The 8,512-nt window shown below is 66.4% G+C and carries 6 protein-coding genes; 1 reads left to right on the forward strand and 5 read right to left on the reverse strand.

All coding sequences use genetic code 11. From position 1 onward, the window contains the following. Positions 1-112: 112 nt before the first annotated feature. From AC5P1B_RS35280 to AC5P1B_RS35295, 4 genes are read right to left on the reverse strand one after another with little or no spacing between them, the layout of a single operon-like run. Positions 113-2,047, reverse strand: a complete 1,935-nt coding sequence (locus tag AC5P1B_RS35280; protein WP_493892118.1) for a TniQ family protein — start codon at positions 2,045-2,047, stop codon at positions 113-115. Continuing rightward, the gene (locus AC5P1B_RS35285) at positions 2,047-3,351 is read right to left on the reverse strand and encodes a TniB family NTP-binding protein (RefSeq protein WP_493892119.1); all 1,305 of its coding nucleotides are present in this window, start codon (positions 3,349-3,351) and stop codon (positions 2,047-2,049) included. Before AC5P1B_RS35285 ends, AC5P1B_RS35280 begins: the two co-directional genes overlap by 1 nt. After that, the gene (locus AC5P1B_RS35290; RefSeq protein ID WP_493892120.1) at positions 3,348-5,648 is read right to left on the reverse strand and encodes a transposase; all 2,301 of its coding nucleotides are present in this window, start codon (positions 5,646-5,648) and stop codon (positions 3,348-3,350) included. Before AC5P1B_RS35290 ends, AC5P1B_RS35285 begins: the two co-directional genes overlap by 4 nt. Further along, positions 5,648-6,304 carry a TnsA-like heteromeric transposase endonuclease subunit gene (locus tag AC5P1B_RS35295; protein ID WP_493892123.1) on the reverse strand — a complete coding sequence of 219 codons (657 nt, stop codon included), beginning with the start codon at positions 6,302-6,304 and terminating at the stop codon, positions 5,648-5,650. Before AC5P1B_RS35295 ends, AC5P1B_RS35290 begins: the two co-directional genes overlap by 1 nt. Before the next feature lie 364 nt (positions 6,305-6,668). On the opposite strand from AC5P1B_RS35295, the gene AC5P1B_RS35300 reads away from it, so the two are divergent. Beyond that, complete coding sequence (locus tag AC5P1B_RS35300) at positions 6,669-7,298, forward strand: class I SAM-dependent methyltransferase (RefSeq protein WP_493892121.1); 630 nt, start codon at positions 6,669-6,671, stop codon at positions 7,296-7,298. 83 nt (positions 7,299-7,381) lie between these two features. Here AC5P1B_RS35300 and AC5P1B_RS35305 read toward each other — a convergent pair whose 3' ends face one another. Beyond that, positions 7,382-8,290, reverse strand: a complete 909-nt coding sequence (locus AC5P1B_RS35305; protein ID WP_493892122.1) for an aminoglycoside phosphotransferase family protein — start codon at positions 8,288-8,290, stop codon at positions 7,382-7,384. Positions 8,291-8,512: the final 222 nt, after the last annotated feature.

An 8,512-nucleotide genomic window follows, 5' to 3' on the forward strand; every position in this document is an offset into this window, starting at 1 on the left:
ATGTGACCGTTCGCGATAGTTGACGGATGCGGCGAGGCATCGGCGCTGGTCGCTCACCGACTGTTCAACGTAGTTGGCGGAGCCTGTTCCCGATAGTTGGCGATTCCGGGGCTTAGCTGCTCACGGAGCGTTGCTGCTGGCGTCGTCTCTCCCACGAGGTGAGGTTTCTGTCGGCTGCCTGCCGCAGCAGGTCAGCCACCTCCTTCCATGTGCGATCAGGCGGAGACAAGAGGCGTTGGATGATCTTGGAATCCTGTCGGGTGAACGTCCGGCCCTCGGGCGAGCAAAGCGGCAGGAAGCACGGTGCGAGTTTCCATTCGCTGCCCGTGAGGAGTGACCAGACGAACGCGGAGGAGCACTCGCGGAACTGGTGGTCTGACCGAACGATCCTCGTAGTGGGGATGGTGCGGCAGATCTTGTTCCAGATTGTGGTGGAGAGGCTCCAGGACTTAAAAGACTCGCGGTGCTGCCTGTAGTCGACCCGCTGAGGCAGAGCGGCGATGTGTTCGGCGAGCTGTTCAAGGGCGCCGGCCAGGTCGTAGGGCTTCTTCTGGAAGATCGGACGGAGGGGATGTAGCGGGGCGGGGAATGGGCCGAGCCAGTTGGTGGGGATGCCGAGGAATCGGGCGGCTTCGTCCATGCGCATGCCGGTGACAGCTTGGACGAGTTGAACCGCTACTGCTCTTCGCAGCCCGTTGGTCTGCGGTGATCGTGGCAGGGACTTCGGACGGGAGGCCTGGCTGAGGAGGGTGAACCACTCGTCGGGGAGGTGCTGAGGGATGTTCTCGGCCCGGTAGCCGCGTGCGCGGACGGGGATGACGCAAGCGGTCCGATCGGCCTGGTCGGACGAGCCGGGAGGGTGTTGGGCGGGAAAGCGCCGTCTGAAGGCGTTGTCGATCTCGTGCCGGATCAAGGGGGAAGCGTCGCGTTGCAGTGTGACCCATGTTGCGCCCCAGCGGCGATCGGGGGTCTCCGGTGCGTGCTCAAGCAGGGAGATCAGGGTCTCTCGCAGTTGGTGGACGGGTTGCCGGAGGTGGGTGTCAGCGATGGTGAGCAATGCGGCCGTGGCCGCTGAGGAACGCGGTTCGGTGCTCCAGAGGCTGGGGTGGCGGCTTCCGCGGTGAGGTGGTTTGCCGCCCACGGATTCGGTCGCCTGCTGCTGGGCGGCATAGTGCTCGTCAAGGGCTGCCGTCAGCACGTGGGGAAGATGGGTCGCGTCTGCGGTGTGTGGCCAGGTCGCGTTGACGATCGAGGCCATGACCTGCAGGTCCGCGAACCTGTGGAAGGCGATCTGGGGAGTCGTGGATGGGCTGAGCCAGTCGAGGATTTTGCGCTGCAAGCCGGTCAGTTCGGGGCTGAGGCGGATCTGGGTGAGGCTGCTGCTGTCGTCGAGCCTGTGACCGCAGAATGTTCTCCCGCCATTGGTGCTGGTGCTGCTGTTGCGGCATTGGAGGGGGTGAAGTCCTGTTGTCGTTGGTGACGGAACGAGTTTGAGGCGGCCCTCGGGGTGTCGGCTCTGGGCGGCATACCGGCAGGCAGGGCATGTGCCTTGGAGCAGGACCTGGTGTTCCGGGCAGGCGAAGACGACGGGCAGGTGCCAGAGGAGCTTCCATGCGCCTCCGTGTCGTTCCTGGATCACTGACCCGTCGCCCTTGAGGCAGGCCGGGCAGTAGCGGGTGGAGCCGACCAGGAGCCAGGAAGGGAAGATGCTCCGGGCGCGGGGCGGGTCGTCCGGTTGTCGTGTGAGGGCTTCGGCGACGGGGGGACAGCGGCGGAGATAGGGCAGGAGCGTGAGCTGCTCGGCGGCCGCGGTGGACATGCGGGTGGCGTGCGCGAATGCGGAGACCTCGGGGGGCTCCATCATGAGCAGGTGGCGGACGGGTGACATTGCGCTTGTGACGCGATAGCGGGTCAGGCCCGTACGCCAGGTGACGTTGCTGGGTGCGACGTGCAGTCGATGGGACAGCCGCAGGATGAACCCGGCCATGCTCTCTCCCGGCAGCGGGATCAGGCTGCGGGGCATGGGTTCGGCGGGCGGTCGCTGCATCAACTCGCTGCTTCCGCAGGGGCTTCGGGGTCAACGCGGGGCCCGCGGTCGTCGAAGACGGTATTGCGTGCCCCGCGCGTCTTCTTGATGACCTTCTTGCCGTCGTCCGGCTCGGCGGGGGCCGCTGCTGGTGCCGGCCCGGCCTCCTCGGCGGGGATATCCCGGCCGATGATGATCTCGTCGAGCAGGTTCTCGGTGATGTTCTCTTTGCCGGTGGCCATGGCTTCCTGAGCGCCCTCCTCAAGAAGCCGGCCGAGTAGACCGATGACCCCACTGGTGCGGTTCATCAGGTATTCGGGCATCGAGCCGTTCGTGAGCATGCCCTTCTTCGCCTTCAAGAGCCGCAGGTGGGCCTCGGCTCCTCGCAGGTGCTTCAGGAACGCCTGGATCTGGGAGGGTGTCGAGTAGGAGAAGCGGTCGATTTCCACGAGTTCGAAGCGCCGCTCGATCTGGGTGACTTCGAGGCCGTGGACGCGTGTGGTCTCCAGCGGTGGCAGCAACCATTGGCGGTCGCGGCGGCTGAAGTGGGCTTCCCGCAGCAGGCCGGTGCCGGGGATGTTGACTCCGGTGAGGATGAGCGTGACGTTGAAGCTCATCAGGGCCCGGATGAGGTCGAGAACGTCCTGATCGTCGGCGCGGTGCATCCGCAGTCGGTTGATGTCGTCGATGATCAGAACCTTGACCCCGTGGTCTCGCAGGCAGTCGGCGACCAGTTGGATCAGTTGAGGGAGCGTGAATTTCCAGCGTTCGGGCCCGAAGAAGTTCAGGATTGACTCGCAGAGACTCTTCGGGGTGGCGGTGACGGGCGTTTGGACATAGATGACCGGTGCGTGCAGGTCCGACGTGCCCGGGATGGACTCGGGGTCGAGGTGGTGGTGGAAGTCCAGCCACTGGTCCTCGAATGCCGCGGCAACGGAGCAGACCGTGGCGGTCTTGCCGTGATTGCCCCAGCCGCTGACCATCACGCCCGGCATCGTGGGGCTGTTGCGCCGAAGCGTGTTGCCCTGAAGGCGCCGGTCGATCAGCCGCGTCACGCCTTCGAGCATCGGCGTTTCCTGGATCGGCAGGTTCACGTTGGTCAGACGCCGGTAGATGTCGTAGTCCGAGCGTCTGTCGGCCGGCAGCAACTTGTATTGCCTGATGGTGAGCCCAGGCGGCGGGATGAACTGGTCGCGGGTGGTGCGGTAGTGCTGCCAGCCGGTGAAGGAGTGCCGGTGCGATTCGGGGCCAAGGATCATGGCGGCGATCTGGCGGCGGGAGGGCAGTCCGTCCAGCCGCCCTGCCGAGAGGTCGTCGAGCCTCACACGTTCTCCTCGGTGTCGGCCGTGTCCTCATCCGCGTCTTCGTCGCCCGCCAGAACGGACGGCATCAGGAACAGGTGGCGGCTTTTGAGTGATTCGTTCAGGAGCCGGGGCACGGACGTGTCGGCGGTGACGGCGGCCTCGCGGCGGCGGCGCCGGTCGGCGGTCACGGCCTGACCGACCGTGCGGGCCTGTTCCTGCCAGTCCTCCGGCTCGGCAGGCCGACCCGCGATCCGGTCGGCGGCGGCCGTCTCGGCGCGGGAGATCTCCCGCGAGCGGGCGATGCGGGCTCGCTTCTGCGATTTCTTCTTCGCCGCGTTCCCCTTCTCCTGCTTTTCGTCTCGCTGGGTCGGCCACTGATCGACGGGTGCCACCTCGCCGAGGATCTCCAGCAGCAGCGACAGAAGGTCGGCGTCCGAGCGAGGAGCGAGTCGGCGCTGACGCGCGGTTGCCAGCACTTCGGCTGCGGTCTTGTCAGAGAAGGCCGGGACCTCGCCTTCCGGGGGAAGCCCGGTCCACCGCAACACATGCCAGGTCTCGTGATCATCCGGGTCCTGGAAGAAGACCCGGCGCCGGTCCCGGCGGTCGCTGCGGACGACCCACTTGCCGGCGTGCCTGCCGCCCCGGCCCGAGGGCCGCAGGAACCTGGGCTCCTGTAGAAGGTCGGCGTAATACCAGAGCCCGAGGATCTTCACTCCGCGGCGGGGATGAACTTGGACATGGTGCTTGGGCAAGACCTTGTAGTAGAGCTCAGGGCCGGGGATCTGCATCGACCAGCCGCCCTGGTGCATGGCCGCGGCGAACAGTGAGTTGGGGCTGTGGTCCTCCTCCGGCCCCCAGGACGGCGCGTATTCACCGAGCCGGTGGTTCTGCCAGACCTTCACGATCCAGGTCGCGATGACGTGTTCCATCTGTGAGCAGGTCATCACCGCGTCGGCCTCCGGGTCGGCGCCGCGGTCAGCGACGTCCGTGCCGGTGAAGCCCAGCAGATGCTCGAACAGCATGGTCTTGAAAGCGGAGAACGCGCGCTCGACGGCGAACTTGTCGCTGGCCCGGAAGGCGCGGGCCGGCAGGATGTTGCAGCCCAGGCTCCGTTCCGCCTCCACCAGGTCGTGGTTCTTGTAGACGCTTCCGTGGTCGGTGGTCACCGTCTCCGGTGCGAAGAAGGGAAGGGCCGCGACGTCGTGTCCGGCGAACTCCGCGATCACCTCGGATGGCACCCCTGGATAGGGCCATTCCATGTCCTGGCCCCAGCCCTCGCGCATCGGCAGGGGCAGCATCACGTCCCTGAGCAGCATCGCGACATCGACCGACGTATCGGACTCCAGCGTCAGCCTGAAAGCCGGGGCAGAGTGGGTGTAGAGATCGAGCCCCAGCGTCAGGGTGGCCGACACTGCCTCGCCGAACACGCTCTCCCTCAGCTTGACCGGCATCGGCGTGGAGTCCAGTGCGATCACCTGCCCCGGGCGGTGGACAACCAGTCGCCGTCCGACGTCCGCGTCCTCGGCGTCCTCAGCCGAACGGGCGTAACGGGCCCGGGCCCCGCCGCTTCCGAACCATTCCCGCCAGACCCGCATCAAGGTGATCCGCGACGGGATGTCCTTGACAGGAAAGGACGGGAAGGTCTCCCGGATGTACTGGTGCATCAGGCGATGCCGGGCGGCCATGGTGATCGAAGACCGGTTTCTGCACTCCCTCTTCACCGCGAAGATCGCTTTGCGGACTTCCTCTGTGACACTGGGATGGCCCCCGCTGCGGCGGGTCCAGCGGCCGTCTGCGCAGGCCAGCAGCAGGCTGTCTCCGGATCTCGCGGACAGACGCTCCAACGTTCGCTCGCTCATGAACCGAATCCCCAGCATCTCGGCCTCCTGGCGAGGCATCGCCTTCAGCTCGGCTGCCTTTGCCCGGCGACGCTCGCTCAGCGACGTCCGCTCGGGGTCGTAGGCAGGCCGTGGTTCACCGGGCCGGGCCTGGTCGGCCCGGCCGTCCCTGAAGCCTGACTCCGCCTCCAGCACGTGCTCGGCCCTGATCCGGGCCCGCTTGAGCTGCCCTTCGGTCAGGTCGACCAGCGACCTCGCCTGCCGGCCGACGGGGACGAACGTCGTCGGCCGGTTCGCCGAGACCCTCGCATCCGGGTGGTGGATCAGCCAGCGGATCGACCTCGTCTCCTCACGGCCCTCACCATCCGTCAGGACGAACCGGCTGAACTGAGGCTCCGCTGCCGTCACCGTCCACTCGACGCCGTTCAACTGCAGCACGCTGCCGATTTCCATGTCCAGCAGACCGTGCCCCGCAGCCATCACGACCCCCCGGCCGCTGCGCGGCCCCGCCAGATCAACGAACCATCCCCCAGCGGATTGCCCAGATCGACACCGAGCCTCCGCCACCACAGCAGGTGAGTAGCGTGCGCACGAGCGACGGCCGGAAGGCGTGTTCCCTCCACCAGGTCGCCGAACCTGTCCACCCCGCGTGCAACAGCGTCCTCAAGCTCTCGCTGGAGGCCCAGCTGATCGACCAGTGGCCGACGCTGCGACGACAGGTGGTCGAGCACGCTGTGGACGTGCGGCCGCCAGCCAGCCGCGACCGAATATCGCCAGCCGCAGGCCGCCGCTGACTGTGCCGTTGCCGCGAACTTCATCGCGTCGTCATCCTCGATCAGGCCCTCGGGGCGGACGTCGAACAGCCACAGCCCTCCGTCGGGCATCACCGCAAGAAAGTCCGGGACGTGCCACCTCTTGCCTTCGCTGCTGTCAAAGTCGAGGCGGAACGGCTGCGGCAGGACTTCAGCGACCCCGAAGTAATCCAGCGCCAGCAGAAGCTGTTGCTCTTCCAGCGACTCGAACCCGTGAAGCCGACCCGTCGACACCATGAACTGCAGACCTGGCCGGTGCCCCTGATCAGCTCGCCACGTGAACCCCCGGATCATCCTGGACGACAGCACCGGCACCGAGGCCATGTCACGCACGGGCCAGGTCACCTTGCCCTCCCCGACCCGCCACGTCACTGCCCATCGACGCGGCCACCCGTCGTCCGTAACCAGCCTCGACTCGAACTCGGCAAGGCCGACGTACGGCGTGAGCAGATCACTGAGTACGCATGAATCGGAACGGATCAAGACAGGCGATGGACGGAGCACCCATCCAGAGCAGCACGGAATTCCCTACAGTCGGCACGGATCACCGCAGTTGTCCTTAACTGTCCCTTATCCGAACTACTGGGGGTGTCCCGTGATCAGGTGACGGAACGATCAGTCCCGAGGGGAAGGGTGGGTATGGGGCCGGGCAACGGCTGCGAACTGCACGGGTGTTAGTTTCCTTCCCGTGTTGGAACACCAGGACGAGACCAGAACGGCCTACGACGGGGTTGTCGAGCTGTATGCGTCGATGTTCGCCAATCGGCTGGAGACGCAGCCGTTCGCGCGGAACATGATCGGCACCTTCGCCGAGCTCGTGCGTGGGACGGGGAACCTGCGTGCAGCCGACGTCGGGTGCGGGCCCGGACATCTGACGGCTATGCTGCACGACTTGGGGCTGGACGCCTTCGGGCTCGACCTCTCCCCGGCCATGGTCGACCACGCCCGGCGGGCCCATCCGGCGCTGCGGTTCGACGAAGCGCGAATGGAGGCCCTGCCGGTCGAAAACGGCACGCTCGGCGGAGTGCTGGCCCACTACTCGATGATCCATACCCCACCTGGGGAATTGCCCGCACTGCTCGCCGAGCAGGTGCGTGTCCTGGCACCAGGGGGCCTGCTCCTTGTGTCCTTCTTCGGGACCGAAGGACCGGAGCCGGTCCGCTTCGACCACAAGGTGACGCCCGCCTATAGCTGGCCGGCCGAGCGGTTTGCCGAGTTGCTGGCCGGGGCCGGGCTCGTCACGGTTGCTCGGTTGCTCCACGACCCGGCCTCCGAGCGGGGCTTCCTCGACGCCCACTTGTTGGCCCGCCGCCCCTAGAACGTGCCCCGTGGCCTGGGACGGAGTGGTGTAGATCATCCGCGTGGATGAAGTTCGCCTGAAGCCCCACGTGCGGGACTGGTTCACTGCTCGTCGGCAGCCTCCACAATCGCGCGGAGGCGCGACAGGCATTCGCTGACGAAGGCGGGATAGGCGCCCCAGTAATACGACACCCCGCTGATTCCGACGGCGATGGCCCACGCCCGGGCACGCAACCACGTCACGTCGTCGAGGCTTATGGCGTCCCAGTACGCCTGTCGCGCCCCGGATGGAAGGTCCCACAGAGGCGAGTGCTCGGCATCGGGAAAGCCGACTGAGAGGCATCCGAAGTCGATGACCGCGCGCAGCTTCCCCTGCTGAACCAGAAGGTTGGTGGGTTTGAGGTCGCCGTGGAGCCACACCTGTCGGCCGGATGGCTCGGGCAGGGCGAGCGCGCTCTGCCACAGGTGTCGCAGGCGCGCGATGTCGAGGTCGAGACCCTGGATCGTTCGGCAGTCGTCGAAGCACCCACTGATCCACCGGTCACAAACTTGTAAGCCACCTCCGCGGTACCAGCTGAGCTCGCCTTGACTAGCGGCTCCCATGAGGGGGATGGAGTGCAGCCTCTGCACGATCGCTGCCAGGTCTGCCCCGAAGGCGGGCCAATCGGTGACCGATCCCAGGTCGGCTTCATCGCCATCGATCCAGCGGTAGACCGACCAGACGAGCGGGAAGGCGGAATTCGGAGTACCGGCGTGCACCGGCTCCGGGATGCGACAGGAAAGATGCGGCGCCAGCCGCGGCAGCCACGTCTGTTCCTTCTGTACCGCCTTTGCGTTGTCCGGTGTGCGCGGCAGCCGTACGAGCAACTGGTTGCCGAGCCGATACATCGTGTTGTCCGTGCCCGCACCGGCCGGCGAGATGGGGAGGGCGGCCCATTCCGGGCGCTGTTCCCGCAGAAGCGCCCGGACGACGGCCTCATCCACACCGATCTCGTTCTCATGAAGTGTCACGGTGACAGCCTTCGGCCCGGGCTTCGCCGCCGCCAGTGAATTACCCAAGACAGTCGCCGCTCAGAGCACGATCCGCTGAGGATCCGCCGTGTCAGGTGTGAGACCGAGTGAGAATCTGGCAGTTCCAGTGGGACAGGACAGTAACTCTGCGTAAGTTGATCGCTCTCTGATGTCGGCTCGCCAACTATCGCGGACATCCGCCAACTATCGCGAACGGTCACA

Source organism: Streptomyces sp. A01 (assembly GCF_059026195.1).

Bases quoted from the DNA above. Each gene is read 5' to 3' on its own strand.
- AC5P1B_RS35280 (WP_493892118.1), bottom strand. From the start codon at position 2,047: ATGCAGCGACCGCCCGCCGAACCCATGCCCCGCAGCCTGATCCCGCTG.
- AC5P1B_RS35290 (WP_493892120.1), bottom strand. From the start codon at position 5,648: ATGGCTGCGGGGCACGGTCTGCTGGACATGGAAATCGGCAGCGTGCTG.
- AC5P1B_RS35295 (WP_493892123.1), bottom strand. From the start codon at position 6,304: ATGGCCTCGGTGCCGGTGCTGTCGTCCAGGATGATCCGGGGGTTCACG.